Below are 17,584 nucleotides of genomic sequence, written 5' to 3'. Positions count from 1 at the left end.
CCGAAGCCGGTGCGTCCGCATCGGCTTTTTTCTGAAGCCCCCTCGTAAAACCTGAACCTCATCCCCATATCCGACGAGAAAGTGTTATCTTGTGCTGCACGTTTTTCAAAGGCCTGGAGCGATAATGACTGACCATGAATTGATGCAGCTTAGCGAAGTGGTAGGGCTGGCGTTAAAGCAGCGCGGTGCGACAGTAACAACGGCTGAGTCCTGTACTGGCGGCTGGGTAGCGAAAGTGATTACGGATATTGCGGGCAGTTCCGCCTGGTTTGAGCGTAGCTTTGTGACCTACAGTAATGAAGCGAAGGCACAGATGATTGGTGTGCGTGAATCCACGCTCGAACAGCATGGCGCAGTCAGTGAGCCGGTGGTGATCGAAATGGCCATTGGTGCCCTTAAAGCAGCACGGGCAGATTATGCCATTTCGATCAGCGGCATTGCCGGGCCGGACGGCGGCAGCGATGTAAAACCCGTTGGCACCGTGTGGTTTGGTTTTGCAACCTCGAAAGGCGAGGGGATCACCCGCCGTGAATGCTTTAGCGGCGATCGCGAAAGCGTGCGTCGTCAGGCAACGGAATATGCGTTAAAAACGCTCTGGCAACAATTTCTACAAAATACTTGATACTGTATGACCATACAGTATAATTGCACCAACAGAACAGAATTCACCCCGGTAAATACGTAAACGTATTTACTGTATGACAGGAGTAATAATGGCTATCGACGAGAACAAACAGAAAGCGTTGGCGGCAGCACTGGGCCAGATCGAAAAGCAATTCGGTAAAGGCTCCATCATGCGCCTGGGTGAAGACCGTTCCATGGACGTGGAAACTATCTCCACCGGTTCGCTTTCTCTGGATATCGCACTGGGCGCTGGCGGTTTGCCAATGGGCCGTATCGTAGAAATCTACGGGCCAGAATCCTCCGGTAAAACGACCCTGACCTTACAGGTTATTGCAGCTGCACAGCGCGAAGGTAAAACCTGTGCGTTTATCGATGCCGAGCACGCGCTGGACCCGGTCTATGCCCGTAAGCTGGGTGTTGATATCGACAACCTGCTGTGTTCTCAGCCAGACACAGGTGAGCAGGCGCTGGAAATTTGCGACGCGCTGGCTCGTTCCGGTGCTGTTGACGTTATCGTGGTCGATTCCGTTGCTGCATTGACGCCAAAAGCGGAAATCGAAGGCGAAATCGGTGACTCTCACATGGGCCTCGCGGCACGTATGATGAGCCAGGCAATGCGTAAGCTGGCAGGTAACCTGAAGCAATCCAACACGCTGCTTATCTTCATCAACCAGATCCGTATGAAAATTGGTGTGATGTTCGGTAACCCGGAAACCACCACCGGTGGTAACGCGCTGAAATTCTACGCCTCTGTCCGTCTTGATATCCGTCGTATCGGCGCGGTGAAAGAGGGCGAGAACGTGGTCGGTAGCGAAACCCGCGTGAAGGTTGTGAAGAACAAAATCGCTGCACCGTTCAAACAAGCTGAATTCCAGATCCTCTATGGTGAAGGTATCAACTTCTTCGGCGAACTGGTTGACCTGGGCGTGAAAGAGAAGCTGATTGAAAAAGCGGGCGCCTGGTACAGCTACAACGGCGACAAGATTGGTCAGGGTAAAGCGAATGCAATCTCCTGGCTGAAAGATAACCCGGCTGCGGCGAAAGAAATTGAGAAGAAAGTTCGTGAGCTGCTGCTGAATAACCAGGATTCAACGCCTGATTTCGCGGTTGATGGCGCGGACGTTGAAGAAACTAACGAAGACTTTTAATTCTCTCGTTTAAAAATGAAGGGCTGCGAATGCGGCCCTTTTTGCATTTCTGAACCAGCAGGTTTTGTATGACCGAACCCACAACTCGCCGCCCTGCCTATGCTCGCTTACTGGATCGGGCGGTGCGTATTCTGGCCGTGCGCGACCACAGCGAGCAAGAGTTACGGCGTAAACTCGCAGCCCCGGTGATGGGTAAAAATGGTCCTGAAGAGATAGATGCCACGGCGGAAGATTACGACCGGGTTATAGCCTGGTGCTATGAGCATCAGTATCTGGATGATGACCGCTTTGTCGCACGGTTTATCGCCAGCCGCAGCCGTAAAGGCTACGGCCCTGCGCGTATTCGCCAGGAGCTTAACCAAAAAGGGATCGCGCGTGAATCAAGCGAAAAGGCCATGCGCGAATGTGATATCGCGTGGGGAGAACTCGCGAGAGATCAGGCAATTCGCAAATACGGCGAGCCACTGCCGCGTGAGTTTGCAGAAAAAGTTAAAATCCAGCGCTTTTTGCTCTATCGCGGCTTCCTGATGGAAGATATTCAGGATATATGGCGTAATTTTGCCGATTGAACGCATGAGGGATTTTACTTCCCTCCCAAGAAAACTTATCTTATTCCCACTTTTTCCAGTAGCTGGTCTGTCCAACTGATTACAGGTACAGACTGGCTGCGACATTTCGTTAGCTTGATTTCAGGATAATTATGAGCAAGAGCACCGCTGAGATCCGTCAGGCGTTTCTCGATTTTTTCCATAGTAAAGGACACCAGGTTGTTGCCAGCAGCTCCCTGGTACCGAATAACGACCCGACTTTACTGTTTACCAACGCCGGGATGAACCAGTTCAAGGATGTGTTCCTTGGTCTCGACAAGCGTAATTATTCCCGTGCGACAACCTCACAGCGTTGTGTGCGTGCGGGCGGTAAACATAATGACCTGGAAAACGTCGGTTACACTGCACGTCACCACACCTTCTTCGAAATGCTGGGTAACTTCAGCTTCGGCGACTACTTCAAACACGATGCTATCCAGTACGCGTGGGAACTGCTGACCGGTGAAAACTGGTTCAAGCTGCCGAAAGAGCGTCTGTGGGTTACCGTCTATGAAACCGATGACGAAGCCTACGAAATCTGGGAAAAAGAAGTGGGTATCCCGCGCGAACGTATTATTCGCATCGGTGATAACAAGGGCGCGCCATACGCGTCTGACAACTTCTGGCAGATGGGTGATACCGGTCCTTGCGGCCCATGCACCGAAATCTTCTACGATCACGGCGACCACATCTGGGGCGGCCCTCCAGGAAGCCCGGAAGAAGATGGCGATCGCTACATTGAGATCTGGAACATCGTCTTCATGCAGTTCAACCGTCAGGCCGATGGCACGATGGAACCACTGCCGAAACCGTCAGTTGATACCGGTATGGGCCTGGAGCGTATTGCAGCGGTTCTGCAACACGTTAACTCCAACTATGACATCGACCTGTTCCACACGCTGATTAAGTCCGTGGCGGAAGTGACCGGTGCGACCGATCTGAGCAATAAATCGCTGCGCGTAATTGCAGACCATATTCGTTCCTGTGCGTTCCTGATTGCTGATGGCGTGATCCCGTCGAATGAAAACCGTGGCTACGTGCTGCGCCGTATCATTCGTCGTGCGATTCGTCACGGCAACATGCTGGGCGCGAAGGACACCTTCTTCTATAAACTTGTTGGCCCTCTGGTAAGCGTGATGGGTGCGGCAGGTGACGAACTGAAACGCCAGCAGTCGCAGGTTGAGCATGTTCTGAAAACCGAAGAAGAGCAGTTTGCACGTACTCTGGAACGCGGCCTGGCGCTGCTGGACGAAGAGCTGGCGAAACTTAAGGGCGACACACTGGATGGCGAAACTGCTTTCCGTCTGTACGATACCTACGGCTTCCCGGTTGACCTGACGGCTGACGTTTGCCGCGAGCGCAACATCAAAGTTGACGAAGCGGGCTTCGAAGCCGCCATGGAAGAGCAGCGCCGTCGTGCGCGCGAGTCCAGCGGTTTTGGCGCTGACTACAACGCGATGATCCGCGTTGATGGCGCGTCCGAGTTCAAAGGCTACGACAATCTGGAACTGACCGGCAAAGTGACTGCCCTGTTTGTTGACGGTAAATCCGTAGACAGCATCAGCGCGGGCCAGGACGCCGTGGTTATTCTGGACAAAACGCCGTTCTATGCTGAATCTGGCGGTCAGGTTGGCGATAAAGGCGAACTGAAAGGCGACGGCTTTAGCTTCAGCGTGACTGACACTCAGAAATACGGTCAGGCAATTGGACACCAGGGCAAACTGGTTTCCGGTTCACTGAAAGTAGGCGAGGGCGTTCAGGCGAACGTTGACGAAGCACGCCGTGCGCGCATTCGTCTGAACCACTCCGCTACGCACCTGATGCACGCCGCACTGCGTGATGTTCTGGGTACGCACGTTGCGCAGAAAGGTTCACTGGTTAACGATAAAGTGCTGCGTTTCGACTTCTCGCATTTTGAAGCGATGAAACCGTCCGAAATCCGCGCGGTTGAAGATCTGGTGAATGCGCAGATCCGTCGTAACCTGGCCATCGAAACCAATATCATGGATCTCGATGCGGCGAAGAAAAAAGGCGCTATGGCGCTGTTTGGCGAGAAATATGACGAACGTGTTCGCGTACTGAGCATGGGCGATTTCTCTACCGAACTGTGCGGTGGTACTCACGCTGCGCGCACCGGTGATATCGGTCTGTTCCGTATCGTGTCTGAGTCTGGTACTGCGGCGGGTGTTCGTCGTATCGAAGCGGTTACCGGCGAAGGTGCAATTGCCAGCCTGCACGCGCAGAGCGACCAGTTGCATGATATTGCACAGTTGCTGAAAGGCGATAGCCAGAACCTGGGCGAGAAAGTGCGTGTTGCGCTGGATCGCACGCGTCAACTGGAAAAAGAACTGCAACAGCTGAAAGAACAAGCAGCTGCGCAGGAAAGTGCAAACCTCTCCAGCAAAGCGGTAGAGATTAAAGGCGTCAAACTGCTGGTCAGTGACCTGGCAGGCGTTGAGCCTAAGATGCTTCGCACTATGGTCGACGATCTGAAGAACCAGCTCGGTTCAACGGTTATCGTTCTGGCGACAGTGGCAGAAGGTAAGGTTTCTCTGATTGCGGGCGTCTCTAAGGATGTGACTGACCGCGTTAAAGCAGGGGAACTGGTTGGTATGGTCGCCCAGCAGGTGGGTGGCAAGGGTGGTGGTCGTCCAGACATGGCGCAAGCCGGTGGTACGGATGCAGCGGCACTTCCTGCGGCATTGGCCAGCGTTGAAAGCTGGGTAAGCGCAAAACTGTAATAATTACAAAGCGTAAGCAGACGTCATGGCGGCAACGTTATGGCGTCTTGTTCACTACGCTATCGATAACGATAAAGTCAGGTTGAGTTTGTGTATATCGGCTAAACTTACGTTTAACAGAATGTGATGCCGTGACTGCTTACACTTTACGTGTTTGTCATCGCTTACTTTTTGGCGTTATATGATGGATAATGCCGGGATACAAGAGACCCGACTCTTTTAATCTTTCAAGGAGCAAAGAATGCTGATTCTGACTCGTCGAGTTGGTGAGACCCTCATGATTGGGGATGAGGTCACCGTGACAGTTTTAGGGGTGAAGGGCAACCAGGTACGCATCGGCGTAAACGCCCCTAAAGAAGTATCTGTCCACCGTGAAGAGATCTACCAGCGTATCCAGGCTGAAAAATCCCAGCAGTCCAGTTACTGATATTATCGCGTCTCGCTGTCTGGCGAGACGCAACCTTCCAGACATTCTTCCTGCCTAAAGTTACCATTCGATTTCAACTGCTCGCTTTTTCGCCTTTCTCTTTGCCTTATCTCTTACCAATAGCGGCGCTATGCCTCATGAATACTGCGCAGAACCCTGCAAAATCCGCTTATAAAACACCCTCTTTGCGGCTTTTACATGCGAATTGCGTGTGATTTGTGCAAACGATAAAAGCATGTGGAAAATTGTTTGACTTATAAGTCCCAGAAAGTAATATATGCGCCACGCAGCGACGAGAAGCTCTTAACGAGTTACTCGAAGCACTCGAAAGAGGCGTTGTGTGGTGAGGTGGCCGAGAGGCTGAAGGCGCTCCCCTGCTAAGGGAGTATGCGGTCAAAAGCTGCATCCGGGGTTCGAATCCCCGCCTCACCGCCATTTTGCATCCGTAGCTCAGCTGGATAGAGTACTCGGCTACGAACCGAGCGGTCGGAGGTTCGAATCCTCCCGGATGCACCATCTATTACTTCATATTGCTTTCGAAGTGATATGAGTATCGAGTAGTACAGTAGTAAATCCTGATGCATCCGTAGCTCAGCTGGATAGAGTACTCGGCTACGAACCGAGCGGTCGGAGGTTCGAATCCTCCCGGATGCACCATCTATTACTTCATATTGCTTAGAAGTGATATGAGTATCGAGCAGTACAGCAGTAAATCCTGATGCATCCGTAGCTCAGCTGGATAGAGTACTCGGCTACGAACCGAGCGGTCGGAGGTTCGAATCCTCCCGGATGCACCATCTATTACTTCATATTGCTTAGAAGTGATATGAGTATCGAGTAGTACAGTAGTAAATCCCGATGCATCCGTAGCTCAGCTGGATAGAGTACTCGGCTACGAACCGAGCGGTCGGAGGTTCGAATCCTCCCGGATGCACCATATTCTCCGAGATAACAGCAATACTGTTGTTTTAAGGTTTGCGAGCAAATCGCAAGCACCAGGGAGGATAACGTTGCTTCAGCAACGGCCGGTAGGGCGAGGCGTAAGCCGAGTAATCCTCCCGGATGCACCATTATCCCCTCTTTGTTTATTCCTTCGACGTTCCGTCAGTAATCATTCTCTCTGTCAGCGACAAAAACCACCGTTTACGATAAAGTAATGTCTTGTTAATCGTTTAGCGAGAGCACGATGTACGCACAGTATGACGGTTTGATCTTCGATATGGATGGCACCATCCTGGATACCGAACCCACACACCGCAAAGCCTGGACTGAAGTTCTGGGCCGATACGGGATGCGTTTCGACTTGCAGTCTATGGTTGCCCTCAACGGTTCCCCCACCTGGCGCATTGCCGAGGCGGTGATTGAACTGAATCAGGCCGATCTCGACCCGCACCAGCTCGCGCGTGAAAAAACAGATGCAGTGAAAGCCATGCTTTTAGACACGGTTCGTCCTTTGCCCTTAATTGATGTGGTGAAAGAGTGGCATGGGCGTCGCCCTATGTCGGTCGGGACGGGCAGTGAAAGTGCAATCGCAGAGGCGCTACTCAGCCATCTTGGCTTGCGTCACTATTTTTCTGCTGTGGTTGCCGCCGATCATGTTAAAAACCACAAACCCGCACCGGACACCTTTCTGCTTTGTGCAGAGCTAATGGGTGTGCCTGCGGCTAAATGCGTTGTTTTTGAAGATGCAGATTTTGGTCTGCAAGCCGCACGCGATGCTGGCATGGATGCAGTGGATGTCCGTCTTCTGTGAGTGACCTGCTGTCACTTTCGTCACTATTCGCCAGCAGTTTTTTAAGCGCCACACTTCTACCGGGTAATTCCGAGGTTGTGCTGGTCGCCATGCTGTTATCGGGAGTGAGTCAGCCGTGGTTGCTGGTATTAATAGCAACAATGGGTAATAGCCTTGGAGGGCTGACTAACGTTATTCTTGGGCGTTTCTTTCCGCTGCGTGAAAAATCGCGCTGGCAGGAAAAGGCAGTTAGCTGGCTAAAACGCTATGGCGCTGCCACGCTGTTATTAAGCTGGATGCCTGTAATAGGTGATTTGCTGTGCCTGCTGGCGGGATGGATGCGCATCTCCTGGGGGCCGGTGCTCTTTTTTTTGTGCCTTGGCAAGGCGTTGCGCTATGTTCTCGTGGCATGGGTAACACTACAGGGTATGACGTGGTGGCACTAATTGGTGGAATGAATACGCGACCTTCAATCGTCAACCATTACAATTATGCTGAGTAACATTACTTTGACAGGCGGGAGGTCAATTTGATCCCGGACGTATCACAGGCGCTGGCCTGGCTGGAAAACCACCCTCAGGCTCTGAAGGGTATTCAGCGTGGTCTTGAGCGAGAAACGCTGCGTGTAAACGCAGATGGTAGCTTAGCGACCACGGGCCACCCACAGGTGTTGGGCTCGGCGCTGACACATAAATGGATCACAACTGATTTCGCTGAAGCGCTGCTGGAGTTTATTACTCCAGTAGATGACGATATCGATCATATGCTGAAGCTGTTGCGTGACGTTCATCGTTATACCGCCCGTAACCTGGGTGATGAGCGTATGTGGCCACTCAGTATGCCGTGCTATATCGAGCAGGGTCAGGAGATTGAGCTTGCTCAGTACGGCACCTCAAATATTGGCCGTCTGAAAACGCTGTATCGCGAAGGGCTGAAAAACCGCTACGGCGCGCTGATGCAGACTATCTCCGGCGTGCACTACAATTTCTCTCTGCCGATGGCTTTCTGGCAGGCAAAGTGTGGTGAAACGGACAAAGAAGCGATTTCAGCGGGCTATTTCCGCCTGATCCGCAACTATTACCGTTTTGGCTGGGTCATTCCTTATCTGTTTGGTGCTTCGCCGGCAATTTGCTCGTCGTTCCTGCAAGGGAAGCCGACCACATTGCCGTTCGAGAAGACCGAATGCGGGATGTACTATTTACCGTACGCAACGTCCCTGCGCCTGAGCGACCTTGGCTATACCAATAAATCGCAAAGCAATCTCGGTATTACGTTTAACGAATTGCATGAGTATGTGGCAGGATTGAAGCGGGCGATCAAAACGCCGTCGGAAGAGTACGAAAAAATCGGCCTCGAAAAAGACGGTAAGCGCCTGCAAATCAACAGTAATGTTCTACAGATTGAGAACGAACTGTATGCGCCAATTCGTCCTAAACGCGTGACGCGAAGCGGTGAAACGCCGTCTGATGCATTGCAGCGTGGCGGGATCGAATACATCGAAGTGCGTTCACTGGACATCAACCCGTTCTCGCCAATTGGCGTGGATGAGCAGCAGGTTCGCTTCCTCGATCTGTTTATGGTCTGGTGCGTGCTGGCGGATGCGCCGGAAATGAGTTCTGACGAACTGCTTTGTACCCGTACTAACTGGAATCGCGTGATTCTGGAAGGGCGCAAGCCGGGCCTGACGCTGGGTATCGGCTGTGAAACGGCGCAATTCCCGCTGGCTAAAGTGGGTAAAGATCTGTTCCGTGACCTGAAGCGCGTCGCGCAGACGATGGATAGCGTCTACGGCGGTGATGAGTATCAGAAAGTGTGCGAGCAACTGGTTGAAAGCTTTGATAACCCAGAACTGACGTTCTCTGCGCGTATTCTGCGTTCTATGATTGATCAGGGCATTGGTGGTACAGGACGCGCGCTGGGTGCAGAATACCGTGAAATGTTGCGGCAGGAACCATTAGAGATCCTGAGCGAAGCGGAATTTGTTGCCGAGCGGGAAGCATCACTGGTGCGTCAGAAAGAGGTGGAAGCGGCAGATACTGAGTCGTTTGACGCATTTCTGGCGAAGAACGCCTGACACAAAAGAAAAAGGCCACATCGCTGTGGCCAAAATATACATCTCTGAATTCAGGGATGATGATAACAAATGCGCGTCTTTCATATACTCAGACGCGCATTCTGTAGAAGAGTTCAGTTTATTTTAAAAAAAATCACTATCGGAGGTGACGTATGCCGTTATTAGATAGCTTTACTGTCGACCATACCCGTATGGAAGCACCTGCTGTACGTGTGGCGAAGACCATGCATACCCCGCACGGCGACACGATCACCGTATTCGATCTGCGCTTCTGCGTGCCAAACAAAGAAGTGATGCCAGAAAAAGGTATTCACACTCTGGAGCACCTGTTCGCTGGTTTTATGCGTGATCACCTGAATGGCAACGGTGTTGAGATTATCGACATCTCTCCAATGGGCTGCCGTACCGGTTTCTACATGAGCCTGATTGGTGTGCCGGAAGAAACCCGCGTCGCAGATGCGTGGAAAGCGGCAATGCAGGACGTGCTGAAAGTTAAAGAGCAGAACCAGATCCCTGAGCTGAACGTGTATCAGTGCGGTACTTACCAGATGCACTCTCTGGAAGAAGCACAGGAGATCGCGCGTCATATTATCGAACGTGACGTTCGCGTAAACAGCAATGAAGAGCTGGCCCTGCCGAAAGATAAATTGCAGGAGCTGCACATTTAGTGCGCCTTTTCCCTCTCCCTGAGGGAGAGGGTAGGGTGAGGGGTGTTTGACTCCATGACCACAGCCACAACCTTCTCATTTACCCATCGCCCACTTGTTCCTTTTGCGCATGACTATGTTCATGGTGCCAGCGAGCCGTGGCATCAGCACGACTGCGCCCAGCTGTTGCACAGCCTGAGCGGCGTGGTGAGGGTAGATACCGCTTCAGGTTGTTGGGTTGTCCCTCCCGGGCGTGGCGTCTGGCTACCGGCCGGCACACCGCACGCGATTCGCATTACCGGCAATGTCGCGGCGCGAACGCTGTTTATCGATCCGTTGGCGCGAGCCGATCTCCCTGCGTCGTGTCAGATCGTGCAGATCTCTGCGTTGTTACGCGAACTGATCCTCACCTCCCTTACGCTTCCCGAATCTTACGCGCCTGGCAGCCGGGATGAACGGGTGTATGAGTTGATCCTGGATGAAATCCGCATTATGCCGGTGCTGCCGTTTCACCTGCCGGAGCCGGAAAGTGAGGCTTTACGCAACCTGTGCCAGAAAATCCGGCAAACGCCGGGAGAAAGCTGGAACAGCACTCAGGCTGCGAGCATCCTGGGGATGAGTGAGCGTACCCTGAATCGCCATTTCCAGCAGCAGACCGGGTTAAGCTATAGCGAATGGGTGAGAAGGGCGCGTCTCATGGAGGCGTTACTACGTCTGGCACAAGGTCAGCCGGTGTTGCGCGTTGCGCTGGACCTGGGATACGGCAGCCACAGCGCGTTTACGGCGATGTTTCGCCGGGTGATGGGAATATCACCCAGCGATTATTTCAGGAACGACTAACCCACGGCATTGAACAGCGCCTGAAGGGATGCGCGCGCCACGTCACTGTCTATTCCCACGCCCCAGCGGCTGCTTCCGTCCTGGAACAGGCAGCGGATATACGCCACCGAGCGGCTATCGCTGCGTTCGCCCAGCGAATGCTCGTGGTAATCCTTAATCACAAACGGGGTGTTGAGCCAGCGGCTGAGCCCATTGGCGGCTGCCGATAACTGCCCGTTACCTTGTCCCTCCAACTGACGTGTCCCACCGCCGGTAGCCACCGTGGCGGTTAAGCGTAACTGCCCATCCTGCTGACTTTCACTGCGATAGGTTTGCAGCGCGAAGCGTGGGGTTGCAACCAGCCCGTAACGGCTGCGGAAAAGCTGCCACAGCGCGTTCTGCGTCATCTCTTTGCCGTGGTTGTCGGTTTCTTGCTGAACGTGCTGGCTAAAATCCTGCTGTAACGCGCGGGGCAGTTTCAGGCCGTGATTCTGTTCGATAAGCCATGCGCTGCCGCTTTTACCCGACTGGCTGTTCACGCGGATAACCGCCTCATACGTACAGCCGATGTCCTGCGGATCGACAGGCAGGTAGGGCATCTCCCAGCGCTCGTCAGGTTTACGGGCATCAAACCCTTTCTTGATGGCATCCTGATGTGAGCCGGAAAACGCAGTGTAGGCCAGACGCCCCGCCCACGGATGCCGCGGATGTACAGGCAGTTGGTTACAGCTCTCCACCACTTCGACCACGCGATTCATGTCGCTGAAGTCCAGATTTGGGCTTATCCCCTGGCTGTAGAGATTCATTGCCAGCGTGACCAGGCAGACATTTCCCGTGCGCTCGCCATTGCCAAACAGGCACCCTTCCACGCGGTCGGCACCTGCCATGACCGCCAGCTCCGCACTGGCGACACCGGTACCGCGATCGTTATGCGGGTGAACGCTGATACAGACATCACCGCGTCGGCTAAAGTGACGGCAGAAATACTCAATCTGGTCGGCATACACGTTCGGGGTACTGACTTCGACGGTGGCCGGTAAGTTGATAACCATCGGGCGTTCGGCGCACGGCTGCCAGATCTCCGCCACGGCTTCACAAATCTCCAGCGCAAACTCCGGCTCGGTAAAGCAGAAAGTTTCCGGGGAGTATTCATACTGCCAGCGGGTTTCAGGGTTATCTTCACACAGCTTACGGATAAGCCGCGTGGAGCGTGTTGCCAGCTCAACGATTTGCGCTTTTTCCATGCTAAACACCAGGCGGCGGAACAGCGGGGCGGTGGCGTTATAGAGATGCACCGTTGCCTGACGCGCGCCTTTTAGTGACTCGAAGGTGCGAAGGATTAAATCTTCCCGCGCCTGGGTTAATACCTGAATGGTGACGTCATCCGGGATGCGGTTTTCGTCAATCAGCTGGCGGACAAAGTTAAAGTCGGTCAGCGAGGCTGACGGGAAGGCCACTTCAATCTCTTTAAATCCGCAGCTCAGCAGCAGATCCCAGAATTGCAGCTTTCGCGCGCTGTCCATTGGCTCGGCAAGCGCCTGATTACCATCACGTAAATCGGTGGAAAGCCAGCGTGGGGCATGGGTGATGCGTTGCTCCGGCCAGCGACGGTCGGGAAGGGAAATCGCAGGGTAAGGCTGGTATTTGTCGGCGGGTGTGTTCAGCATGATGCGCTCCTGTTGTCTTTTCACTATCGTGAATCGATTTCAGGAGCGCTGCTTTATCGGAACGGACAATCGCTGTCGCGTTTTGGACAACCGTAGAAGTTGCCCGGTGGCGCTGTGCTTACCGGGCAACCCGCGCACAGGACTAGTGCGCCCCACCGCCGCCGCTACCGGCACCAAACGGTGGTTTGGCAAACCATACCAGCCCCAGCAGGACGAGGAAGATCCCGGCTGATATCCAGAAAATCTCGTTCGCTGAGATGATCAGGCCCTGGTTGGTTATCTGCTGGGCTATCCAGCCGGAAGCCTGTTGCTCCGTCATCCCCATACCCTGCAGCTGGGTATACATCTGCTGAGCGTTTGGGTTGAACGGGTTCACCGCTTCCGTTAGCTGTGCGTGGTGCATTGATTCACGGTTAGTCCACAGCGTCGTGGTGATCGATGTCCCGATGGAGCCTGCCAGCGTACGGGTAAAGTTCGACAGGCTTGATGCCGCCGCCATGCGCTCAGGTGGTAAGCCGGAAAGCGTGATGGTGGTCAGTGGCATAAAGAAGCACGCCACCGCAAAGCCCTGAATAAACTGCGGCCACGCAGAGGCGCCAAAGTCCATTCCCGGTTCGAACGTATACGCGCGCCAGTAGAAGCACACGGCGTACATGATAAAGCTGAACGTCACCAGCCTGCGCATGTCGAGCTTGTGGGCGAAACGGCCGATAATCGGCGACAGCAGGACCGGAATCAACCCTACCGGCGCAGAGGCCAGACCCGCCCAGGTTGCGGTGTAGCCATATACCTCCTGCAACAGCTGTGGCAGCAGAACAATGGCGCCGAAGTAGAGCATGTAGGCAAGGCTAATACACAGACAGCCTATGGTGAAGTTTCGCGACTTAAACAGCGACAGGTCGACTATCGGGTTATCGTCGGTCAACTCCCAGACAATCAGGAAGCTTAGCGACACCACCGCGACAATCGTCAGGATGATGATCTCCTGCGAGTTGAACCAGTCCAGCTCTTTACCCTGGTCGAGCATAACCTGAAGGCTACCGATACCGAGGATCAGCAAAGCCAGCCCCACGGCATCAATTCGCCGCTGCTCGGTTCGCGTTTCTCTGCCACGCAGCGACTGTAACGTCATCATAACCACGATGGCGCCAATCGGTACGTTGATAAAGAAGATCCAGCCCCAGTGATAGTTATCGCTGATATAGCCACCCAGGATAGGGCCGCAAATCGGCGCGACGATCACCGTCATCGACCACAGTGCCAGCGCGATAGAGCGTTTAGCGGGCGGGTAGTTATTCAGCAGTAAACTCTGTGACAGCGGAATTAACGGCCCGGCCACAATCCCCTGAATAACGCGGAAGAAAATCAGCATCGTCAGGCTGGTGGACATGCCGCACGCCCAGGACGCGAGAACAAAGGCGACTGTCGACCAGAGGAACAACTTCACCTCACCAACGCGCTTCGCCAGCCAGCCGGTAATGGGGATCGAGATGGCGTTTGCCACCCCGAATGAGGTAATCACCCACGTCCCCTGGCTCAGTGACGAGCCCAGGTTCCCGGCAATTGTTGGAATTGCCACGTTCGCGATGGTGGAGTCCAGCACCTGCATGAATGTCGCCAGTGACAGCGCAATGGTCATAATGACCAGTTGCGCGCCTTCCAGCGGTTTTTGCGGTTGTTGCCGTTGCATAACGCTCACCTCGGATTAACCGGCGTTTGCTTTCACGATGTCATCGATCAGCTTGTTGACCGGATCGAGGCTAATTTCACGGGCGTTACTTTCATAAGCCGGACTGCTTCGCACCTGGCTTGCCAGGATCTGACCTTCGCGGTTCGCGGTATCAACCGTGACCAGCGTAGACAGGCCGATACGCAACGGGTGATCTGCCAGCTGCTTTGGATCCAGCTCGATACGTACAGGCAAGCGCTGAACCACTTTGATCCAGTTGCCGGTGGCGTTCTGCGCAGGCAGCAGGGAGAACGCGCTACCTGTACCCATATCAAGACCGACCACTTTACCGGTGTACTTCACGTCGTCACCGTAGATGTCGCTGACGACGGTCGCCGTCTGGCCGATACGCATATGCGCAAGCTGCGTCTCTTTGAAGTTAGCATCTACCCACAGATTGTTAGCCGGTACTACCGCCATCAGCGGAGTGGTTGGGCTAATCTGCGCGCCAGGCTGTACGGAACGACGGGAGACGTAGCCGGTCATCGGGCTGACAATCTTGGTACGTTCCAGCGCAAGCCAGGCGTTACGCACTTCGGTTGCAGCTTGTTTTACCGCAGGCTGATTTTCCAGGTTAGTCCCCAGAACCATCGCCTGGTTGGCGTTGTACTGCTGAATAGCAACATCCAGCTGTGCCTGGGCGCTGGCAACGGCATCACGCGCGTGTTGCAGCTCTTCACGGCCAATCAGGTTGGCAGTACCGAGAGGAACACGACGATTCAGGTCGCTTTGTGCCTGCGCCAGTGCGGTTTTCTGCACATCGATGCTGGCCTGAAGTTGCTTACTGTTGATCATCAACTGGCGGGTTTGACGGACGCTGGATGCCAGCTCTGTCTGTGCTTTTTCAAATGCCTGTTGGGCATCAGTCGGGTCAAGTGTGACCAGCACATCCCCTTGTTGCACAAAGTCGGTATTGTCAGCCCAGACTTTCGTCACGCTGCCCGACACCTGCGCCATAATTTGTACCTGGTTTCCTGCCACGTATGCATCGTCTGTTTCTTCAGCATGACGCAATACTAAAAACCAATAGATCCCATATGCCACAGCAATAATGATAAAGAGCAAGGTCAGCAGAAGAAGGGCGCTCTTACGTTTACCTTTCTTGTTGGCCGGTTGCTGCGGGGTTGTGTTCTCCGCATTTGCGCTCATTGTTGTTCTCCACGATCTTCTTATTTTCACATCGGCTGAGCCGACCTGTTGTCAGAAAGGCCAGCAGTGTTACGTGCTGGCCTGTCAGTTTTCTTTTTTAAATCTGGATGTTCGAGCGTGTCGTCGCGTTAGCGCAGCGCCTCAAGGATGGCACCGTCTTCATCCATCTGATCCAGACGGGTGAGCAGTTTGCGAGTGATGTGCTCAAGCTGATCGCGCTCGGCAGTGCTGAGGGCAGACCAGAGTTGATGCAGACAGTTGTGCTGAGGTGGCAGCACCTCGCGCAGGAATTCGTGACCTTTGTCGGTCAGTTGCAGATGCAGGCAACGGCGGTCGTTGTCGCTTTCACGGCGCTCAATCCAGCCGCGTTTTTCCAGTTCATCAGCGATACGGGTGGCATTAGTACGGGACGAACCCAGCGCGCAGCTCAGCTCAGACGGCTGAATGCTGTGGTTTTCCTGAGACTCCAGCGTAATCAACGCCATAAATAACGTCTCGTTAATCCCCTGAGCTTTCAGCATCTTATTACGGTTATCCAGCAGTTTCCCCTGCATGTGCATACACAGGCGGGTCAGCAGAATTTCCTGATACGGAAACTCCTCATGACGACTGGCGCGGAATTTAAGCATTTGTTCAATGGGCGTAAACGAACTATCCATTTGGGCATAACCTCATTAATTACAGCCGATATAGTAACGATAGTGACAAATAATGTAAATGAATTATTTGTGCGGTTATATCCGCCAAACGTATGTCACCATCAGAAAGCGCCGGGTAAATCCATGACCCGGTGAGCACAAAAAAGAGTGGGCGTGAGCCCCTGGAAGACGGGATGTGAGGACCGGGATAAGCCAACAGGTATGAGCTATTCATGCTGCTTGTTAATATGTCAGCCACATTAAAATTTCTGGGATAAATGATTACGCTAACCTTAACAGACATAGGGACGCCTTAACACCCTAAGACGTCCCAATGCAATGTAAAGCTTAAGAAATCGCCTCCTGGCGATGGAATCCGCGCCACCACACCAGCAGATTGAGTGCCGCAACAATTGCCCCGATGCTGCAAACACCCGCCCAGCCAGCGTGTTGCCATGCCGACGCTGAAATTAATGAACCTGCCGCGCCGCCGATGAAATAGCTGGTCATGTAACCTGCGGTCAGGCGGTTACGTGCCTCCGGCTTGACGCGATAAATCACGGTCTGGTTGGTGATATGCACGCCCTGCACGGTGAGGTCGAGCACCAGAATACCGACGATCAACGCCAGCACGGAGGAATGCCCAAACCAGATAGCCACCCAGGAGAGCAGCAGTAAAATCAGCCCGGAAGTTGTCGTCAGGTGAGATTTACCTTTATCCGCCATGCCGCCAGCCGGACGCGCACCCAGCGCACCGGCTGCGCCCGCCAGACCAAACAGGCCAATCACGCCTTCAGAATAGTTAAAGGGCGGCGAGGCCAGCAGGAAGGCCATCGACGTCCACAGAATGCTAAAGTTGGCAAAGGTGAAACAACCAAGAAGTGCGCGGGTTCGTAGCAGTTTATCTTGTGTGAAAAGCGTGAACACGGAGCCCAGCAGTTGCGGGTAATTCAGGTGGTTTTCCTGCTTCACTTTCGGCAGTCCACGCCACAGCGCGAGCGCCATGATAACCATCAGCACACTGGCCACCCAGTAGACAGTACGCCAGCCGCCGAGGCTTGCCAGTAGCCCGGCCACGGTACGCGCCAGCAAAATCCCGAGCAGCAGGCCGCTCATAATGGTGCCCACCACTTTGCCGCGTTTTTCCGGCGAGGCGAGCGTTGCGGCCAGCGGCACCAGGATCTGCGCCACAACGGAGAACAGCCCGGTTAGGGCAGTGCCGACAATCATCATGGTTAACGACTGGCTGCTGGCGGTGATCAGCATCCCGCCTGCGGCGAGTAACGTCATGGAGACAATCAGCATCCGGCGCTCAAACATATCGCCCAGTGGCACCAGGAACAACAGGCCCGCGGCATAGCCGAGCTGAGCCGCTGTCACAATAAAACCTGCGGAGCTGGCAGACAGGCTGAAAGCGCGGGCGATGGTGTCGAGCAGAGGCTGCGCGTAGTAGTTGCTGGCGACGGCAAGACCGGTCGCCACGGACATTAACAGGATCAGTGCCGGGCTAAGCCCTTGTGGATTTTTTGTCATCAGATTCTGGGATCGTAAGTTAAGTGATTATTTTTCCAGAAACCATGATAACCAATGATTGTGAATGTT

Annotated in this window: 15 protein-coding genes and 5 tRNA genes; 15 read left to right on the top strand and 5 right to left on the bottom strand. The window is 53.9% G+C overall.

The window, feature by feature from the left end; all coding sequences use genetic code 11:
- Window positions 1-124: 124 nt before the first annotated feature.
- The 15 genes from pncC to M987_RS00470 all read left to right on the top strand — a co-directional run bounded on the left by pncC (window position 125) and on the right by M987_RS00470 (window position 10,820).
- Complete coding sequence (gene pncC, locus M987_RS00540) at window positions 125-622, top strand: nicotinamide-nucleotide amidase (protein WP_014071491.1); 498 nt, start codon at window positions 125-127, stop codon at window positions 620-622.
- A gap of 91 nt (window positions 623-713) precedes the next feature.
- A complete protein-coding gene (gene recA, locus M987_RS00535; protein ID WP_014071490.1) occupies window positions 714-1,772 on the top strand; it encodes a recombinase RecA in 1,059 nt (352 codons plus the stop codon).
- 68 nt (window positions 1,773-1,840) lie between these two features.
- On the top strand, window positions 1,841-2,341 hold the full coding sequence (recX, locus tag M987_RS00530) for a recombination regulator RecX (RefSeq protein WP_014071489.1): 501 nt from the start codon (window positions 1,841-1,843) through the stop codon (window positions 2,339-2,341).
- Between the two features lie 131 nt (window positions 2,342-2,472).
- Entirely contained in the window at window positions 2,473-5,100 is a 2,628-nt protein-coding gene (alaS, locus tag M987_RS00525; protein WP_014071488.1) for an alanine--tRNA ligase, read from the top strand.
- 241 nt (window positions 5,101-5,341) lie between these two features.
- A complete protein-coding gene (csrA, locus tag M987_RS00520) occupies window positions 5,342-5,527 on the top strand; it encodes a carbon storage regulator CsrA (RefSeq protein ID WP_000906486.1) in 186 nt (61 codons plus the stop codon).
- A 342-nt stretch (window positions 5,528-5,869) separates the two neighbouring features.
- Window positions 5,870-5,962, top strand: a tRNA-Ser gene (locus M987_RS00515).
- 4 nt (window positions 5,963-5,966) lie between these two features.
- Window positions 5,967-6,043, top strand: a tRNA-Arg gene (locus tag M987_RS00510).
- A 64-nt stretch (window positions 6,044-6,107) separates the two neighbouring features.
- Window positions 6,108-6,184, top strand: a tRNA-Arg gene (locus M987_RS00505).
- 63 nt (window positions 6,185-6,247) lie between these two features.
- Window positions 6,248-6,324, top strand: a tRNA-Arg gene (locus M987_RS00500).
- A 63-nt stretch (window positions 6,325-6,387) separates the two neighbouring features.
- Window positions 6,388-6,464, top strand: a tRNA-Arg gene (locus tag M987_RS00495).
- Between the two features lie 249 nt (window positions 6,465-6,713).
- Window positions 6,714-7,280 carry a fructose-1-phosphate/6-phosphogluconate phosphatase gene (yqaB, locus tag M987_RS00490; RefSeq protein ID WP_014071487.1) on the top strand — a complete coding sequence of 189 codons (567 nt, stop codon included), beginning with the start codon at window positions 6,714-6,716 and terminating at the stop codon, window positions 7,278-7,280.
- Window positions 7,277-7,705: a YqaA family protein gene (locus tag M987_RS00485; RefSeq protein ID WP_064555818.1), complete on the top strand. Its 429-nt coding sequence runs from the start codon at window positions 7,277-7,279 to the stop codon at window positions 7,703-7,705. The genes yqaB and M987_RS00485 overlap by 4 nt, the downstream gene beginning before the upstream one ends.
- Window positions 7,706-7,788: 83 nt before the next feature.
- Window positions 7,789-9,333 (top strand): glutamate--cysteine ligase, encoded by a 1,545-nt coding sequence (gshA, locus tag M987_RS00480; RefSeq protein WP_014071485.1) that lies wholly within the window; start codon window positions 7,789-7,791, stop codon window positions 9,331-9,333.
- A gap of 152 nt (window positions 9,334-9,485) precedes the next feature.
- Window positions 9,486-10,001 (top strand): S-ribosylhomocysteine lyase, encoded by a 516-nt coding sequence (gene luxS / locus M987_RS00475; RefSeq protein ID WP_014071484.1) that lies wholly within the window; start codon window positions 9,486-9,488, stop codon window positions 9,999-10,001.
- A 54-nt stretch (window positions 10,002-10,055) separates the two neighbouring features.
- Entirely contained in the window at window positions 10,056-10,820 is a 765-nt protein-coding gene (locus M987_RS00470; protein WP_014071483.1) for an AraC family transcriptional regulator, read from the top strand.
- On the opposite strand, the gene leuA is transcribed toward M987_RS00470, so the two are convergent.
- The 5 genes from leuA to M987_RS00445 form a co-directional block, all read right to left on the bottom strand.
- Entirely contained in the window at window positions 10,817-12,466 is a 1,650-nt protein-coding gene (gene leuA, locus M987_RS00465; protein WP_014071482.1) for a 2-isopropylmalate synthase, read from the bottom strand. The two genes, M987_RS00470 and leuA, sit on opposite strands and share 4 nt — an antisense overlap.
- A 142-nt stretch (window positions 12,467-12,608) precedes the next feature.
- Window positions 12,609-14,156 (bottom strand): multidrug efflux MFS transporter permease subunit EmrB, encoded by a 1,548-nt coding sequence (gene emrB, locus M987_RS00460; protein WP_014071481.1) that lies wholly within the window; start codon window positions 14,154-14,156, stop codon window positions 12,609-12,611.
- A gap of 15 nt (window positions 14,157-14,171) precedes the next feature.
- Window positions 14,172-15,344 carry a multidrug efflux MFS transporter periplasmic adaptor subunit EmrA gene (gene emrA / locus M987_RS00455; protein WP_014071480.1) on the bottom strand — a complete coding sequence of 391 codons (1,173 nt, stop codon included), beginning with the start codon at window positions 15,342-15,344 and terminating at the stop codon, window positions 14,172-14,174.
- Between the two features lie 128 nt (window positions 15,345-15,472).
- The gene (mprA, locus tag M987_RS00450; protein WP_014071479.1) at window positions 15,473-16,003 is read right to left on the bottom strand and encodes a transcriptional repressor MprA; all 531 of its coding nucleotides are present in this window, start codon (window positions 16,001-16,003) and stop codon (window positions 15,473-15,475) included.
- Between the two features lie 327 nt (window positions 16,004-16,330).
- On the bottom strand, window positions 16,331-17,515 hold the full coding sequence (locus M987_RS00445; RefSeq protein WP_014071478.1) for an MFS transporter: 1,185 nt from the start codon (window positions 17,513-17,515) through the stop codon (window positions 16,331-16,333).
- Window positions 17,516-17,584: the final 69 nt, after the last annotated feature.

This window comes from Enterobacter soli ATCC BAA-2102, assembly GCF_001654845.1.
GTDB classification, from domain to species: Bacteria; Pseudomonadota; Gammaproteobacteria; order Enterobacterales; family Enterobacteriaceae; genus Enterobacter; species Enterobacter soli.
This window is presented reverse-complemented; position numbering and strand designations above follow the sequence as displayed.

Bases quoted from the DNA above. Each gene is read 5' to 3' on its own strand.
- leuA (WP_014071482.1), bottom strand. From the start codon at position 12,466: ATGCTGAACACACCCGCCGACAAATACCAGCCTTACCCTGCGATTTCC.
- mprA (WP_014071479.1), bottom strand. From the start codon at position 16,003: ATGGATAGTTCGTTTACGCCCATTGAACAAATGCTTAAATTCCGCGCC.
- emrB (WP_014071481.1), bottom strand. From the start codon at position 14,156: ATGCAACGGCAACAACCGCAAAAACCGCTGGAAGGCGCGCAACTGGTC.
- pncC (WP_014071491.1), top strand. From the start codon at position 125: ATGACTGACCATGAATTGATGCAGCTTAGCGAAGTGGTAGGGCTGGCG.
- alaS (WP_014071488.1), top strand. From the start codon at position 2,473: ATGAGCAAGAGCACCGCTGAGATCCGTCAGGCGTTTCTCGATTTTTTC.
- M987_RS00445 (WP_014071478.1), bottom strand. From the start codon at position 17,515: ATGACAAAAAATCCACAAGGGCTTAGCCCGGCACTGATCCTGTTAATG.
- recA (WP_014071490.1), top strand. From the start codon at position 714: ATGGCTATCGACGAGAACAAACAGAAAGCGTTGGCGGCAGCACTGGGC.
- yqaB (WP_014071487.1), top strand. From the start codon at position 6,714: ATGTACGCACAGTATGACGGTTTGATCTTCGATATGGATGGCACCATC.
- recX (WP_014071489.1), top strand. From the start codon at position 1,841: ATGACCGAACCCACAACTCGCCGCCCTGCCTATGCTCGCTTACTGGAT.
- emrA (WP_014071480.1), bottom strand. From the start codon at position 15,344: ATGAGCGCAAATGCGGAGAACACAACCCCGCAGCAACCGGCCAACAAG.
- luxS (WP_014071484.1), top strand. From the start codon at position 9,486: ATGCCGTTATTAGATAGCTTTACTGTCGACCATACCCGTATGGAAGCA.
- M987_RS00470 (WP_014071483.1), top strand. From the start codon at position 10,056: ATGACCACAGCCACAACCTTCTCATTTACCCATCGCCCACTTGTTCCT.
- csrA (WP_000906486.1), top strand. From the start codon at position 5,342: ATGCTGATTCTGACTCGTCGAGTTGGTGAGACCCTCATGATTGGGGAT.